Source organism: Nocardia flavorosea (assembly GCF_015477805.1).
GTDB classification, from domain to species: domain Bacteria; phylum Actinomycetota; class Actinomycetes; order Mycobacteriales; family Mycobacteriaceae; genus Nocardia; species Nocardia flavorosea_A.
In genome coordinates, this window is record NZ_JADLQL010000001.1 from 215,014 (window position 1) to 228,280 (window position 13,267).

A 13,267-nucleotide genomic window follows, 5' to 3' on the forward strand; every position below is an offset into this window, starting at 1 on the left:
GGCCCGGCGGGTCCGCGTCGAAACGTGATCGGCCCGCACCGGTTCTCGGAAATCCTGCCGGCGTGTACGAGTAGGAGGAGAGTAATGCGTATCGGCGTGCCGAGGGAACTCAAGGATCACGAATACCGGGTCGCCCTCACTCCGATCGGCGTACACGAACTCACCAGCCAGGGACATCGAGTCGATATCGAGAAAGACGCCGGTCTCGGCTCATCCATCACCGATGCCGAATTCGCCACCGCCGGTGCGCGGATCGTCGACCGCGCCGAAGACATCTGGGGTGAGGCCGATCTGGTGCTCAAAGTGAAGGAGCCGATCCCGGCCGAATATCCACTGCTGCGCGCCGGCCTGGTGCTTTTCACCTACCTGCACCTCGCCGCCGATCGCCCGCTCACCGAGGCACTCCTCGACGGCGGGGTCACCGGTATCGCCTACGAAACAGTCCAGTTGCCGTCGGGCATTCTGCCGCTGCTCTACCCGATGTCGGAGGTCGCGGGCTGTCTCGCACCCCAGGTCGGCGCCCATTCGCTGATGAAGGCACAACGCGGGCGTGGGGTGCTGATGGGCGGGGTCGGTGGTGTGGCGAACTCCCGGGTGGTCATCATCGGCGCGGGGGTCGCCGGTCAGAACGCCGCGAATATCGCTCTGGGGATGGGCGCCGATGTCACGCTGCTCGACACCGACCTCGACAAACTACGAATGTCGTTCTGGCGCTACAACAATCGTGTGCACGGTCTGGCCTCGTCCCGTTTGGCGATCGAACAGCAGGTCAGCCGGGCGGATCTGGTGATCGGTGCAGTGCTGATCCCGGGAGCGTCGGCGCCCAAGCTCGTCGGCAACGACCTGGTCGCACGGATGAAACCGGGTTCCGTGCTCGTCGATATCGCCATCGATCAGGGCGGATGTTTCGAGGATTCACGGCCGACCACACATTCCGAACCCACCTTCGCGGTGCACGATTCGATTTTCTACTGTGTGGCGAACATGCCCGGTGCCGTACCGAACACCTCGACCTACGCCCTCACCAATTCGACGCTGCCCTATGTTGTCGCCCTTGCGAACAATGGCTGGCGTGCGGCGCTGCGCGCGGATCCGGCGCTCGGCAGAGGTCTCAACACCTGTGCCGGCGCCGTGACCAACGAGCCGGTGGCCGAGGCCCATGGGCTCACACCCGTCGCGCTCCCCGATGTTCTCGGCCGGCAGCAAGGATAAGAGCGGCCGGCTGCGCGATAGGGTTTGCCACGGCGGGTGCGGGGTTCACTCTCCCCGGGCTGTCGCCCGGACTTCGGCGGCCCGGCCTGCGAGACTGGAGAGATACAGCGCCGGATTTCGTCGCGTGCCGTACTGCCGCCGCAATCGGCCGGCAGTGCAGGAACTGGTGGGCCCTAGTGAAGTGAGGTGGTCTGCGATGCCCGCGCCCCGGTGGATCGCTCGCGCAAACAAAGCCGGTCTGAACCGGATCACGAAGGTTATCGCGCCGTGGGCGCCGGGCTGGGCGGTCGTCGTTCATCGCGGACGCCGTTCCGGCCGGATATTCCGGACCCCACTGTGGGCGTTCCGGCGCGACGACGGGTATGTGATCGCATTGACCTACGGCGCAGAGTCGGACTGGGTACGTAACGTTCTCGCCGCAGGCGGTTGCCGGCTCGAAACGCGACGACGGCGCTACGCGGTCGGCTCGCCGCACGTCTACCGGGACGAATCCGCCGGCGATATGCCGCCGCTCATCCGGTTCGTGCTGCGCCGAGTGATCAAAGCGCCGGAATTCCTCAGGGTCGAAGTGATCGCCGAACTGGACGCCTCGAAGTAGTCGGTCACCGGGTCGCTGCCCGCGCGGACGACGGCCCGATGAGCGGTCGGGTGCAGCTGCCGGAGGTGGCCGGGGCACCGGGTACGGTCGCGGAAAGAAACTGGATCCGGCATTCCGAAGCCGGTGCACAGACGAGCGAGGTGGACCGTAATGCTGTCGACGCCCTGGTCGCGGGAGATGGGTTTGCGCGCCCCGATAGTCAATGCCCCGATGGGCGGCGTGGCAGGCGGACGCCTGGCCGCCGCGGTCACCGCTGCCGGTGGCCTGGGAATGATCGGAATGGGTAGTACGGGTTCGGCCGCTCGGCTGACCGAGGAGCTGGAACTGCTCGGTACGGTGTCCGGGCCGTTCGGTATCGGGCTGGTGGATTGGGTCCTGGCGCGGGACCCCGGTCTGCTCGATACGGCGCTCGCCGCGCGACCTGCGGTGATCTCGGTCGGTTTCACCGACGATTTCTCCTGGGTACCGCGGCTGCACCGGCACGGCGTCACGGCGGTGACTCAGGTCTACGATGCGGAACAGGCCCGCCGCGCCGCCGGCGCGGGCGTGGATGTGCTGGTCGCCCGGGGCGCCGAAGGCGGCGGTCACGGGGAGCCGCTGCTGGGCACCCTGCCGTTGCTCGATGCCGTGCTGGACGCGGTGGACGTGCCGGTACTGGCGGCCGGTGGCATCTCCACCGGCCGCACACTCGCGGCAGTACTCGCCGCAGGTGCTGCGGGGGCATGGCTGGGAACGCGGTTTTCGGTATGCACCGAGGCGCTCACCTCGCACAACGCACGCGAGGCGCTGTTTCGCGCGCGGGCCACCGACACCGTCACCACCCGTGTTTTCGATATCGGCCAGAATTTGCCCTGGCCTGCGAATTTCCCTTCCCGCGTGCTGCGCAACGATTTCACACGGCAATGGAAACAGTGCGAAGACGAGTTGGGCGGCTCCCTCGCGGCCCACCGGGCCCTTGCCGCGGCGACGGCCGCCGACGACCCCGCGGTGGCACCGGTCGACGCCGGACAAGGCGTGGGCACCGTGACAGCGAGCACACCGGCGCAGGTGATCGTCGATGACCTGTGTGCGACAGCGCAGCGGTGCCTGCAGAAGTTCGCCACACACTGAAGGCCGGAAGGGGCCGAGGCGCGGTTGCGATGGCGAACCGGCGGAACGCAACTGCCAGCGGTACCCGAAACAGTGCAGCGAAGTGAGTCGCAGCGACCGACGCGAAACCCTCCGCGACTCAGTGCTACCGGGGTCGATTGCCGGGTGTCGGCGTCGGTCTGCACAGCCCGTACCATCCCGATTCCGCAATCGGCACCGTGTGCAGTCCGCACGGGTCGCGGACGCCCGGCCGTCGGGCACCCCGGGCGACACGGTCGGTACTCAGCAGGTCACCTGTACATCGGCCCCTGAGTAGAACGAGACGTGCACGTGGTCGTAGTGGTTCTGTGTCGGGCTCCCGCGGTCTTCCATATACGACCAGCCGCTGCCGTCGTTGTACTGCTGCTGCCAGATCACGTAGGAGACACCGAATCGCTCTTTGTTGGCGAGGACGAAATCGGCGATCGCATCGCCGTGCGCGGGATCGGAGGTCATGAAGTCGAGCGCCAGGCCGGCACCGTGCTCGCCGTCGTAGCGGCCGTTGGCGCCGCCGATATCGGCGACTCCGAACGTCTGGCCGATCAGGTTGCCCACCTGGGCCACGTGCGGCTGGGTTCCGGCGAGTTCCGTGGAACACGGGATCATCGGCGGCGGCGGTGCGTGGCGTTTCAGGTACCGCGCCGGTTCCCGCGGCGCGTCGACTGCCGCGACTGCCTCGGCGGGCTGTGGAGGCATCGGCGGGGTTTCCGACGCGGCACCGGTACCGGTCGCGGGAGACGCCTGTGTATCCGCCGCTACCGCGGTGGCCTGCGGGGTCGGGGCGGGACGTGCCATCACCGACAGCGCGATGACGGCCGTTGCCGCAACCGTGCTTCCGGCCAGTGGAGCGAGCTTCCGGGCTCGGGCCGGCTTGCGATGTTGACCAGGCATGATGGTGACTACTCGTAACGCTCGGAGACAAGATCACCGTTAGATTACGAAATGGTCGCGGCAAAGTCACGGCAGCATGCTGGCGTACTCGAGTCATCGCCCGGGTCGCCCATGGGACGCGCAAGCGTGACTGCCCAGGGCCTCGGCTGGGCGAGGGCAGCGTCGCGTCCGCCGTTCTCCTGCTTCGCGGTGGAGCCGGTGCCCTGTCGGCCTGCTCCATCGCGCGCACGATCCGGTGGCGGTCGAGAGCAGTGCGCCCCGGTACGCAGGTCGGTAGACGGGGCGTTCTCGGCCACTGAATCCCGAGCCGGCACTCTCCCGCAGTACCGAATGCCTGTGCTCCGCAATAAGAATTCCGGCCCCGACCGCGCTGTTGCGGGGAGACAATCGTCGGACCGCTGGAAAGGGTCCGCGGACTCGTATCGCGGGCGTATGCACGATCCGTAGGAGGGCCATGTTCGTCCCGTTCAGTATCGCCGATTTCCTCGACCGCGCCGAAACCGTGTACGGCGACCGGATCGGTGTGGTCGACGAACCCGCGCAGCCCGCGCCTCCCCAGGGCTCGTTGAGCTACGCCGAGGTCGCCGACCTCGCTCGCCGGCAGGCTGCCCGGCTCGACCAGTTCGGTATCGGGGCCGGTGAACGGGTCGCGATCGTCAGCCAGAATTCGAGCCGGCTGCTCACCTCCTTCTTCGGCGTCAGCGGATGGGGCCGGGTCCTGGTGCCGATCAATTTCCGCCTGCGTCCGGACGAAGTGCGTTATATCGTCGAGGATTCCGGCGCCCGCCTCCTGTACGTGGATCCCGAACTCGCGGTTTCGCTCGCCGGGATCGACTGCGAGCACACGTTCGTGCTGGGTTCCGATGCCGACCTCTACGCGCCGCCGGGTGTCGTGCCGCGCGTGTGGGAGCCCGACGAATCTGCCACCGCCACCATCAACTACACCTCCGGCACCACGGCCCGCCCGAAAGGAGTGCAGATAACCCACCGCAATATCTGGGTCAACGCGGTCACCTTCGGACTGCACGCCACGATCAGCGACCGCGATGTCTACCTGCACACCTTGCCGATGTTCCACGCAAACGGCTGGGGTCAGCCGTTCGCGATGACCGGGGTCGGCGCCCGGCATATCGTCCTGCGCAAAATCGACGGCGCCGAGATCCTGCGGCGCGTGCGCGATCACGGCGTCACGGTGCTGTGCGCGGCCCCCGCAGTCGCCACCGCGGTCCTCGACGCCGCGCAGACCTGGGAGGGGGAGATCCCGGGGCGCGACCGGGTGCGGATCATCATGGCCGGTGCGCCGCCGCCGACGAAAACCGTCGCCCGCGTCGAACAGGAACTCGGCTGGGAGTTCATTCAGATCTACGGTCTCACCGAGACCTCACCGCTGCTCACCGTCAACCGTGCCCGGGCGGAATGGGACGACCTCGACCCCGAGGCCAAGGCGGCGAAACTGACCCGCGCCGGCGCCCCGGCCCTCGGTGTCCGGTTGCGAATCGAGGAATCGGACGAGGGTGCGGGGGAGGTGCTGGCCCGGTCGAATGTGGTGATGGACGGTTACTGGGGCCGGCCCGGCGAAAGTGCGGCGGTCCTCGACGGCGGGTGGTTCCGCACCGGCGACGGCGGCGAGATCGGCGACGACGGCTATCTGACCATTGCCGACCGCAAGAAGGATGTGATCATCACCGGGGGTGAGAACGTCTCTTCGATCGAAGTCGAGGATTGCCTGTTCTCCCATCCCGCCGTCGCGGAAGTGGCGGTGATCGCCGTACCGAGCGAGAAATGGGGCGAGACGATCAAGGCGCTGGTCGTGCTCGACCCGGACGCGGATCCCGACAGCGCGACCGAATCCGATTTGATCGCCTGGTGCAAACAGCGGCTGGCCGGCTACAAGGCACCGACCTCGGTGGAGTTCCGGGGCGAACTGGCCCGCACCGCCACCGGCAAACTGCAGAAGTTCAAACTGCGGGAACCGTATTGGCGTGGCCGCGACCGCCAGGTCGGCTGATACCCGCCGGGCGCCCGGGTCGCTTCGTCCGGTCAGCGACGGCGTGCCACGACCAGGCTCCGGCGTGCCGCCTCGGCGAATCGGTCCATCGGGCCGTCGCCGGGCAGCGGTAGTTCACGGTGGTAGCTGCGGGCGCGTTCGTAGGTGTCGTAGGACTGTGCATCCCAGCCGTGCCGGTGCAGCCACGGTTCGGCGGTATCCGCCACTCCGCCGTTTCGCCACAGTGCGGTCATCTCGGAACGTGCCTGGCCGGCGAGTGCCTGCCCCATCAGTGCGACGGCCTCCGCGCTGACGAATTCGATCGCCAATCGGCTCCCCGGGGCGGATCGGCTGCCGACAGTCTCGAGCAGCCGGTCGTTCTGTGCGTGGTCGAGGTAGGGGAGCAGGCCCTCGATCAACCACGCCGACGGTGCCGCCGGATCGAATCCCGCCTCGTCCAACGCGCGCGCCCACTCCGTACGCAGATCCGTCGCGACCGGCATCCGCCGGCCCGACGGCCGCGCTGCGCGGTCGTCGAGGACGCGCTGTTTGAAGGTGAGCACCGCCGGACTGTCCAGTTCGTACACCGTGACTTCCGCGGGCAGGCCGAGCCGGAACGCGCGGGTGTCGAGCCCGGCCGCGAGGATCACCACCTGCCGCAGCTCCCGGGTGGCCTCCATCAGGTAATCGTCGAAGAAGCGGGTGCGGATGGGGGCGTAACCGCCGAACGACCCCGAATCCGGTGCAGCCGGATCCGGCGGTCCGGTGACGCCGGGCATATCGAATCCGCTCGCTGCCACGAAATCGGCCGCGTAGGGATCGATGAACAGGCGGTCCGCTCGCTCGGACTCGGCCGCGCGGGCGGCGGCGACGATCAATGCGGTACGCCCCACCCCCGTGGGCGAATCACCAGGGGAACTTCCGGTGGGATCCGAGGCATCGGTGGTCACCGGGTCAGTCTAGGAACTCTCCGCCGCGCCACCGGGACGGCGCGGCGAGTATGCCGGTCCGAGACCCGGCAGGTGGCCGTTCCGAGGCTGAGCGAGTCCGCTGTCCGTGAGCAGATCTCAGGACCATCCCGCAGCAGTGTTGTGGGCACACCGCCTCGTCCGGGGCGAGCGCGCCCGTTCGGTCGTCGCGGGCGGACGGGTGATCGAACATCGCGACCTGGTTGAGCAGATCGCCGCCACGCAGGCCGGAGCGGCCGAACGCAGCGGGCCCGAGAGTTGGCCCGAGCGCGCTGGGAAATCCGGTGCGTACGGCGGCCGGTGTTGCGGCGGTCGCGCACCGCGACATCAGAAGGGCAGGCACCGCCGCCAGTACTCGCGCCGGATCGCGTCCCACAGCGGTGACAACTCCGGGCAGCGCTCGCGCATTTCGACGAGATCGGGCGCATGATCGAAAGCGAACGGCACGAACCGGGAAGCATCGGAGATCCGGCTGAGTGCGATCACTCGAATCGTCTGGCCGTCGATCCGCCACAGCGCCTGCCAGCCACCTGTCTCGGTCGACCGCGCACGACTCCGGGGGCGGTGGGCCGGCTCGCCGAAGCGGAGGGCCGCCGCGTGGTTCCGGCCGGTTCGGGGCTCAGGGGCAGGGGCGCCGGAATTGCCCACCCGTGCACCGCTGTCCTCGGTCATCGCCGGTGCCCGGTGGATCCGGCGAGCTCGCGCAATCGCGGCCGCACACCGGACCGCCACCATCGCGGCCAAACCGAGGGTGCCGACAGTACGGCCACCACCAGCGGCGTGGGATCGAAATATGCGGTACGCCGGGTTATTTGGCCGTTGCGGTCGAGTTCGAGATTATCGACCGCATCGATGCGCACGGCACGCCCGCCGATGGTGGCGCCGAGCCGGTGTTCGATATACAGGCGGTCCGAAGACCCGGACCAACCGAGGACGTCACTGTGCAGATCGGTGGCGAAGCTCTGCAACCTGTCCACCGCCTCCCACCATTGCCGCTTCCCGTGACAGGTCGGGATCACCGGCTGCACGAGTTCGATATCTTCGGCCATCAAGGGGTCGAGGGCGCGGCTGTCGACATCCGCCCAGCCGGCGGTGAAAGTTGCCACGACCTTTTCGTGAATCGCGGTCCAGTCGATGCTCACCGCACCCCCGAACGAGAACCTGTGCTCTTCATCGCTGTTCCTTCTCCCGCGCCGGCCTCGGATGGTGTGCGAGGTCGCCTGCGAAGCCGGCGGAAACTATGTTTTGCAATGATTACAAGAAGTCTGGTCAGTACGGTAACAGTCGCGCACGATTTCCTGTAACGATTACAAGAAGGCGGGTATGGACCCACGCAAGCAACGCACCATCGACGCTCTGCTGCGGGCCGCGGAGGAGGTATTCGCCGAGCAGGAGGCCGATGCGGTGACCGTTGAGGAGATCGCGGCCCGCGCGGGCGTCGCGGTCGGGTCCCTCTACAACCACTTCGGCTCGAAATCGGGGTTGCGGGCAGCCGTCGTAGAACGAGCGCTCGACGCCGACCGCGACCACATGGATCGTGCCTACACCGCCGGTCGCACGCCGATCGAACAGCTCTACGCCGCCGCGGAAGAGTACTTCGAGTTCTATCTGGCCCACCCGGAGTACTTCCGGATGCTGGCATTCCCCGGTTCGCCCGGCCGATACCCGGCGGGCAAGGACATGGCCCGGCGGCTGGCCGAATCGGTGAACGAGCAGAACAGCCGCATGGTCGATACGCTGCGTGCGGGTATGGCGGCCGGCACCGTCCGAGCGGGTGATCCGGCGGCCGTCGCCACCGTGCTGTGGGCATCGTGGAACGGCATCATCAGCCTCGGATGGCGCCCGGACGAGTTGCGGCGCAGTACTTCCGACCTGCGCGAACTGTTGCGAACCGCCACCGATGTCATCGCGCGGGGGCTGCTCACCGGTCAGGACCCGGGGCTCGCGGAGGAGCCGGCGCGGTAGGGGCGGACCGGATCCGAGACATGATCCGGTCGACGAGTTGGTCGAGACGCTGTTGGTGGGTGCCTGCCCAGTAGATCCGGTTACAGCCGGTGCACCGGTGGAAAACGTGGTGCTCGTGACGGGTGTGTGGCGGGAGCCGATCGATGATATCGGCCTTGGCCACGTCGGCCAGTGGTGCGCCGCAACGCAGACATCGGGTGAGCGGGGCCAGCCGGCGGGACAGATCGAGGCGGTCGATCACCTCCACGGTCTGCTCGACCGGTCGGCCGGCGCGGACGAAGATCCCGTGGGTGACGATCCGGCGGGCGAGCAGACCGCGATCCCGAGTGAGCAGGATCCGGTGGTCGGTTGCCGAGATTTCGGCCAGGCAGGCGTCGTCCGCGTCGAATTCGCAGCGGACGTCGAGCCCCATCAGCCGTAGAAGTCGCGCCGCGCCACCGAGATTGACATCGGCGAGCAAGCGCGGTTCGCGCAGCGGCTCGGGGCGCACCCGGGTGAGCGGGGCGATATCGAGACTTTCGAATACGGGGTAGACGGCCAGCCGGTCGCCGGGCCGCGGACGGTGCCCGAATTCGACGGATTCGCCGTTCACCAGCAGCAGATCGACCTCGGTGTGCGGAATACCCGCGGCCTCGACGACGTCCTTGACAGTTTGATGGGGCCGGACCGGCCGTCGCAGTATCGAGAAGCGGGATCGCGGGGGCAGGAAATCGTTCAGTTCGGCGTAGACGCGAACTTCGAGGCTGCCCTGCCGGTCGCTGCTCGCCGCGGCGGAAGTGTGCATGATCTGCCTCGTCTCGGCATCGAGTCCACTCGAAACCCTGCGCAGCCTCTTAGTTTACTCCCGCCTTCCGAGCTACCCTCGCCGTCGACTCCGGTACGAACCGATCATTGCGCCCTGCCGGACGCCGACCGGCGGAGCTCGTACCGCGCGCCCAGCCGGCGCGTATGGAGTTCGGGCACCGCATCGTGAACGGCGGCGGATACACCGCCCGCGAATGCACCTCGGCCGCGGCTGTACCGATCTGCTCGTCTGCGGGTCGTACACCGATACGCAGGTTCGAATGTGACGTCGCTGTGGATATCGTTGCAGAGGTGGTCTCCACTCCGGAGAAGACCGGGCCGGTCCGGCTCGACCAGTGGGTGCCAGGGCGTGGTGCAGCCGAGTTCCGCCACCGGCAGAAGATCTCGTCGATTCGGGCGACGCCCGGCCCACGAGCTCGCTGACACGGATGTGCCGGGTCGCTCGGCGTCCGTCCCGAGATGCTTTCCTGTCGGCATCACTCACCCGGGCGGGGGCGCTGTTGTTTCGCTGCTCTGGCGTGCAAGCGTGCCTTCTTCTCACGATTCCCGCACGTGTTCATATCGCACCATTTGCGGGTGCGGCTCCGACTGGTGTCGAAGAAGGCGGCTCGGCAGGTCGGTGACGCGCACAGGGCCAATCTCCCGTCTCGTTCGCCGGCGATGATGGCGATGGCGTCGGCGGCGATCACGCTCAGGGCGTCCGCTACGCGCGAAGCCGAACCGAGTCGCCAGTGACGGTTGCCTTCCGGCGTCAGGACGGCCGCGGCCCGGCCCTGCACGCTGCAGTCGTTGATGACGCGAACGGCCTGTGCGGGGAGCGCATCGTGGACAGCGGCCGCCGTCGCGGCGGCATGGACGGATTCCCGTAGCTCACGGGCGCGTTCGAGCTGGGCGGCGGTGCAGAACTGGACAACGAGGCCGTTCACTGCGAGCCAGTCGACGAGTCGCTGCGGTGTGGGAATGCGCTCCACCGGGTTGCCGCACCGCTCGGTCAGAGTCGCCGTGAAGCTGGTCGCCAGCACGCTACCGAGGCGGAAGTCGGGGAACCGGTCGCGCATGGAACCACCATAGCTGGTTGCCGCCGACAGCTACGCATGTTAGAACCGTCATAGCCGGTTCGTTCGTGGTGCCGGCCGGTTCTGTGCCAACCAGGAGGTCCGATGTCCCGTCCCGCCTGCGACATAGCAGTATTCGAAACCCATGCCACCGACGCCGACCTCGACGATCTGCGTGCCAGACTGGCCGCGGCGCGGCTGCCAGAAGCCGAGACCGTCCACCGCGCCGCATCCGGCCCGGGCCGATGGAGCCAGGGCGTTCCGCTCGCCGACCTCATCGACCTCGTGAACTATTGGCGCACCGAGTACGACTGGCGTCCTTTCGAAGAGCGCCTCGACCGCGTCGGCCAGTACCGCACGACCATCGACGATCTGGGAATCCACTTCTTGCACCGCCGGTCCGCGCGGGCGGACGCCACTCCGCTGCTCATGACGCACGGCTGGCCCGACAGCATCGTCCGGTTCATCCACATAGTCGACGAGCTGGCAAATCCGGGAGACTCGGGGACGCCGGCGTTCCACGTGGTGGTCCCGTCGCTACCGGGCTTCGGCTACAGCGAGAAACCGGCCACTACCGGGTGGGGAACCGAAAAGATCGCCGCCGCCTGGGTGGAACTGATGGAAAGGCTCGGCTACCGCGAATTCGTCGCCCACGGTGGCGACTGGGGCGGCAATATCACCTCGGTTCTCGCCGGCAGGTTTCCGGACCGGGTGCTCGGCATCCATACAACGTTCGCGGAAGCACTGCCCGGATCGTCCACGGACGGGCTGACGGCTGTCGAGCGCCGGTGGGCCGAGGAGACTCGCGACTTCTGGGCCCGCCGCGCGGCATACGCGAAACAGCAGGCCACCCGGCCGCAAACCATCGGCTATTCGCTCGTCGACTCGCCCGTCGGGCTTCTGGCCTGGATACTGGACAAGTTCGCCGAGTGGTCCGATACCGAAGACAGCCCGTTCGAGACGATTTCCCGAGACCGCGTCCTCGACAACGTCACCCTGTATTGGCTGACGCGGACCGGAGCGTCAGCGGCCCGCATCTACTACGAAAGCCACAACTCGTTCGACTCCGCACTCCGCATCGACGTCCCGTCCGCGCTCACCATGTACCCGCGCGATGTCGAGAAGTGCCCACGCCCTTGGGCGCAGGAGCGGTACCGGAACATCGTCCGCTGGAATACACCCGAATCCGGCGGACATTTCCCGTCGCTCGAGGTTCCCGAGTACTTCGTCGAGGACTTGCAGGAAGGTCTTGCGGCAGTACTGGCCGCTCACAGCTGAGCGCTGCCGGGTGCTGGATCGATATCGGTCCCAGCGTTGAACTGCGCGCCGAATGCATCGGGCCGCGACGTACCCCCGAATTCGGAGACGGTCCGGCCGCGGCGGGGCCGGCTACGGGGTGTCCACCTCGACGAGCATGCCGCGGAGGGTGTAGCCGCCGATTGCGTCGTTGAAACCGGCTCGGGGCGGAGTTTGCAGGCGGACCCCGGGCAGGGTGAGCAGCTTGCTGAGGAAGATATCGGTCTCTACGACCGCGATCGTGGCTCCGGGGCATTTGTGTGCACCGTCGCCGAATGTGAGGACCGGGCCGGTGGCGTCGGTGCGAGATCGGCTGAGGCAGACCGTCAACGGACTCTCACCGACGACGGCCGGGTCGGTGTTTGTCGCTGCGATATCGATATCGATGAGCTGCCCGGGTGCGACGGTGACGGATCCGCCGTCGCCGTCGGGGAGGTCGACGGTCGCCGTGGTCCGGCGCAGCAAGTGCGCGACGACAGGTTCGAGCCGCAGAATTTCGTGGAGGATGGCGTGACGTTCCGGTTCCCCGGCGGCGCGGTAGCGCTCCCGCAGGGGCTGGTCGGTCAACAGATGCCATGCGGAAACGGTGATGAACTCGCGGGTGGTGACCATTCCCGCTGCGGCGAAAGTAATACATTCGCCGAGGATCTCCACCGAAGAACAGCCCTCGTCGAGCAGATGTGAGATCAGGTCGTCCCGGCGCCGGGTTCGGCGGGCACGCACCGCCGGACGTACATCGCTGAGGAAGATACTCGACCAGTTCCTCGCCTGCCGCCACATCCAGTGGAGGCCGTCGACGGTGGTGAACCCCGGCGCGCCGAATTTCTCGGGGAAGAACCTCTCCAACCGGTGAGTCAGCCCGGGACGGCTCTCGGTGAGCCCGACAACCGAGCACACCACGCCGATGGCGAGGCCGAAGCCGAGAGCCGCGAGGTCGGCACGGCCGTCGTGGCGGAGGCGGGACAGTTGTCGGTCGGCCAGGTTGTCGATCAAACCTCGGTACGCTTCGTCGACCCGGCGGGGTGTGAAGAATCGCGCGGTCCGGCGCCGGTGTTCTCGATGCTCCGGGCCGTCCCGGTACAACACCGGTCGACGGATACGAGCGGGCAGATTGTCCAGCGTCTCCACTCCCAAGCCGGCCTGGACCGTGTCCTGGCTGCGTAACGCTGCGCGGGCGGCGGCGTAGTCGCGTACGAGCCATATTCCGTCGGTGGTCTGGGTGATCGGACAGCCGCCGGGGCCCTGCCCACGGTTGATCTTGCGTGCGTCGGTGCTGTCTGCCGGCATGATCCCGTCCCCTTCAATGCGCGATACGGCGGTTCGCTTCTCCGGCAGTCCGGCGCGATATGTCGCCTCACTTGAA

At 67.5% G+C, this 13,267-nt stretch carries 13 protein-coding genes; 6 read left to right on the forward strand and 7 right to left on the reverse strand.

Translation table 11 applies throughout. The annotated features are described in order from the left end of the window. The first annotated feature begins 84 nt into the window (after positions 1 to 84). From ald to IU448_RS01015, 3 genes are all read left to right on the forward strand, one after another. Complete coding sequence (gene ald / locus IU448_RS01005) at positions 85 to 1,212, forward strand: alanine dehydrogenase (RefSeq protein WP_195053602.1); 1,128 nt, start codon at positions 85 to 87, stop codon at positions 1,210 to 1,212. A gap of 196 nt (positions 1,213 to 1,408) precedes the next feature. Beyond that, positions 1,409 to 1,810: a nitroreductase family deazaflavin-dependent oxidoreductase gene (locus IU448_RS01010; protein ID WP_195053603.1), complete on the forward strand. Its 402-nt coding sequence runs from the start codon at positions 1,409 to 1,411 to the stop codon at positions 1,808 to 1,810. Positions 1,811 to 1,960: 150 nt separating this feature from the next. Next, positions 1,961 to 2,920 (forward strand): NAD(P)H-dependent flavin oxidoreductase, encoded by a 960-nt coding sequence (locus IU448_RS01015; RefSeq protein WP_195053604.1) that lies wholly within the window; start codon positions 1,961 to 1,963, stop codon positions 2,918 to 2,920. Positions 2,921 to 3,181: 261 nt separating this feature from the next. Here IU448_RS01015 and IU448_RS29500 read toward each other — a convergent pair whose 3' ends face one another. Continuing rightward, the gene (locus IU448_RS29500; RefSeq protein WP_195053605.1) at positions 3,182 to 3,829 is read right to left on the reverse strand and encodes a hypothetical protein; all 648 of its coding nucleotides are present in this window, start codon (positions 3,827 to 3,829) and stop codon (positions 3,182 to 3,184) included. Between the two features lie 454 nt (positions 3,830 to 4,283). Between IU448_RS29500 and IU448_RS01025 the strand changes: the two genes are divergently transcribed. Then, on the forward strand, positions 4,284 to 5,837 hold the full coding sequence (locus IU448_RS01025; RefSeq protein WP_195053606.1) for an AMP-binding protein: 1,554 nt from the start codon (positions 4,284 to 4,286) through the stop codon (positions 5,835 to 5,837). Positions 5,838 to 5,869: 32 nt separating this feature from the next. On the opposite strand, the gene IU448_RS01030 is transcribed toward IU448_RS01025, so the two are convergent. The 3 genes from IU448_RS01030 to IU448_RS01040 form a co-directional block, all read right to left on the reverse strand. Beyond that, a complete protein-coding gene (locus IU448_RS01030) occupies positions 5,870 to 6,766 on the reverse strand; it encodes an SAM-dependent methyltransferase (protein WP_195053607.1) in 897 nt (298 codons plus the stop codon). 345 nt (positions 6,767 to 7,111) lie between these two features. Further along, positions 7,112 to 7,270, reverse strand: coding sequence for a hypothetical protein (locus tag IU448_RS01035; RefSeq protein ID WP_195053608.1), 159 nt, complete (start codon positions 7,268 to 7,270; stop codon positions 7,112 to 7,114). A gap of 182 nt (positions 7,271 to 7,452) precedes the next feature. Then, a complete protein-coding gene (locus IU448_RS01040) occupies positions 7,453 to 7,890 on the reverse strand; it encodes a nuclear transport factor 2 family protein (protein ID WP_195053609.1) in 438 nt (145 codons plus the stop codon). Positions 7,891 to 8,107: 217 nt separating this feature from the next. Between IU448_RS01040 and IU448_RS01045 the strand changes: the two genes are divergently transcribed. Further along, positions 8,108 to 8,749 (forward strand): TetR/AcrR family transcriptional regulator, encoded by a 642-nt coding sequence (locus IU448_RS01045; RefSeq protein ID WP_195053610.1) that lies wholly within the window; start codon positions 8,108 to 8,110, stop codon positions 8,747 to 8,749. Here the strand turns inward: IU448_RS01045 and IU448_RS01050 are convergent. Then, positions 8,706 to 9,533, reverse strand: a complete 828-nt coding sequence (locus IU448_RS01050) for a Mut7-C RNAse domain-containing protein (protein WP_195053611.1) — start codon at positions 9,531 to 9,533, stop codon at positions 8,706 to 8,708. The genes IU448_RS01045 and IU448_RS01050 overlap by 44 nt on opposite strands. Positions 9,534 to 10,029: 496 nt before the next feature. Beyond that, positions 10,030 to 10,611 carry a CGNR zinc finger domain-containing protein gene (locus tag IU448_RS01055; RefSeq protein WP_195053612.1) on the reverse strand — a complete coding sequence of 194 codons (582 nt, stop codon included), beginning with the start codon at positions 10,609 to 10,611 and terminating at the stop codon, positions 10,030 to 10,032. A 102-nt stretch (positions 10,612 to 10,713) separates the two neighbouring features. Here IU448_RS01055 and IU448_RS01060 point away from each other — a divergent pair, with 102 nt between their 5' ends. Continuing rightward, a complete protein-coding gene (locus IU448_RS01060; RefSeq protein WP_195053613.1) occupies positions 10,714 to 11,886 on the forward strand; it encodes an epoxide hydrolase family protein in 1,173 nt (390 codons plus the stop codon). 111 nt (positions 11,887 to 11,997) lie between these two features. Here IU448_RS01060 and IU448_RS01065 read toward each other — a convergent pair whose 3' ends face one another. Continuing rightward, complete coding sequence (locus IU448_RS01065; protein ID WP_195053614.1) at positions 11,998 to 13,191, reverse strand: cytochrome P450; 1,194 nt, start codon at positions 13,189 to 13,191, stop codon at positions 11,998 to 12,000. Positions 13,192 to 13,267: the final 76 nt, after the last annotated feature.

Coding starts and splice junctions, on each gene's coding strand:
- ald (WP_195053602.1), top strand. CDS start 85: ATGCGTATCGGCGTGCCGAGGGAACTCAAGGATCACGAATACCGGGTC.
- IU448_RS01010 (WP_195053603.1), top strand. CDS start 1,409: ATGCCCGCGCCCCGGTGGATCGCTCGCGCAAACAAAGCCGGTCTGAAC.
- IU448_RS01015 (WP_195053604.1), top strand. CDS start 1,961: ATGCTGTCGACGCCCTGGTCGCGGGAGATGGGTTTGCGCGCCCCGATA.
- IU448_RS29500 (WP_195053605.1), bottom strand. CDS start 3,829: ATGCCTGGTCAACATCGCAAGCCGGCCCGAGCCCGGAAGCTCGCTCCA.
- IU448_RS01025 (WP_195053606.1), top strand. CDS start 4,284: ATGTTCGTCCCGTTCAGTATCGCCGATTTCCTCGACCGCGCCGAAACC.
- IU448_RS01045 (WP_195053610.1), top strand. CDS start 8,108: ATGGACCCACGCAAGCAACGCACCATCGACGCTCTGCTGCGGGCCGCG.
- IU448_RS01050 (WP_195053611.1), bottom strand. CDS start 9,533: ATGCACACTTCCGCCGCGGCGAGCAGCGACCGGCAGGGCAGCCTCGAA.
- IU448_RS01055 (WP_195053612.1), bottom strand. CDS start 10,611: ATGCGCGACCGGTTCCCCGACTTCCGCCTCGGTAGCGTGCTGGCGACC.
- IU448_RS01060 (WP_195053613.1), top strand. CDS start 10,714: ATGTCCCGTCCCGCCTGCGACATAGCAGTATTCGAAACCCATGCCACC.
- IU448_RS01065 (WP_195053614.1), bottom strand. CDS start 13,191: ATGCCGGCAGACAGCACCGACGCACGCAAGATCAACCGTGGGCAGGGC.